The following is a 1,271-nucleotide window of genomic DNA, read 5'->3' as shown; positions in this document are numbered from 1 at the left end:
GTAGCCCACAATCGCGGCCGAGACTCGGCAGTGTCCGTAACCGCCGCTGTCACTCATCGCGGCCACGCCGTTGGCGAACTCGACCTCACCAATCGCGCGCAACTGCGCCGGACCGTAGGTGCGTGCCATCGCCTGGGTTTCGACGTACACCGAGGAGGCGATGTTGTGCCCCGCCGAGGCATCCGCCAGATAGTCCTCGAACATGTAGCGCCCGGTCGGGCGGTCGAAGAGGTGGTGGTGCGAGTCGACGATCTCGAGGTCGGGATCGAGAATCGGTTCACTCGTCCTGCCGTTGTGTTCGGTCATAGTGGTTCCCTTCCTGCTGCGCAGACCTAGGTCAGCGCGTCGGGATCGCTGCATCATTCTCTTGTTCGAGGACGGTCGCGAGCGTCGCTATCGCCGTCACGGCATTGGGCCATCCTGCGTAGAACGCGAGATGTGTGATGATTTCGACGAGTTCATCTTGCTGTACGCCATTGTCCAATGCCCGCGAAAAATGCCCCGGCATTTGGTTTTCCCGGCAGAGGGCGACCAGCGCAGCCACGGTTATCAGACTGCGGTCGCGTGGGGACAACCCAGGTCGCTCCCAGACGTCACCGAACAGCACCTCGTCTGTCAACGATGCCAGCTTCGGCGCGAGAGTGCCGAACATCCTCTGCGCACGACTGAGAGTTGCATCTTCGGTATCTTCGGACATCGGTCTCCTTCGAGGATGGGACGGAACCGCAATTCGCGAGCACGCACGGTGTACATATCGCGCTTTGGCCGTGCTCCGCACTAGAGGTACGTGCAGTTCGGACGTCACGGCGGTCGCCTTCGCACCGCACGTTCGACAAGTCGGCGCGTGCGCCGTCGTCGCCGGCACGGAGAAACTCTATCTGCATTCTACATTGCGTTGCATTATATATTGAGCACAACGCGATGTTCCCCACGAGCGCGGTCCCGGGACTGCCCGGCGCGGCCGACGGTTTCCGGCCGAGTAGCCGGTCCAACCCAGACACCGTCCATCCACCGGTCGTCAGTTCCGTCGACCAACGAAATCAATGAGAAACGGAGGCGTTGTGGCACCTGAAGCAACGACCACACCGATCGCCGCTGGCCACGTAACGGTTACCCGTCGCAGCGCTGTCGGCGTGATCGAACTCAGCAGGCCCGAGAAGTTCAATGCGCTGAGCCGGGCAGCCTTCGAAACCATTCGTGCGGCAATTGACGAGTTCGAGCAGCCCGACTCCGGCGTCCGGTCTGTGCTGATCACCGCGCAGGGAAGACAC

General features: G+C 61.9%; 2 protein-coding genes. Both read right to left on the bottom strand.

What is annotated here, in order from left to right; translation table 11 throughout:
* On the bottom strand, positions 1-306 hold a 306-nt coding region (locus ACFWJO_RS39780), incomplete at its 3' end, for a hypothetical protein (RefSeq protein WP_386873182.1).
* Positions 307-337: 31 nt separating this feature from the next.
* On the bottom strand, positions 338-697 hold the full coding sequence (locus ACFWJO_RS39775) for a carboxymuconolactone decarboxylase family protein (protein ID WP_378497199.1): 360 nt from the start codon (positions 695-697) through the stop codon (positions 338-340).
* Positions 698-1,271 lie beyond the last annotated feature (574 nt).

The organism is Streptomyces sp. NPDC127092 (genome assembly GCF_042722475.1).
Classification (GTDB): Bacteria; Actinomycetota; Actinomycetes; order Streptomycetales; family Streptomycetaceae; genus Streptomyces.
The sequence above is the reverse complement of the archived record's forward strand: the minus strand, read 5'-3'. Positions and strand labels throughout refer to the sequence as shown.

Bases quoted from the DNA above. Each gene is read 5' to 3' on its own strand.
- ACFWJO_RS39775 (WP_378497199.1), bottom strand. From the start codon at position 697: ATGTCCGAAGATACCGAAGATGCAACTCTCAGTCGTGCGCAGAGGATG.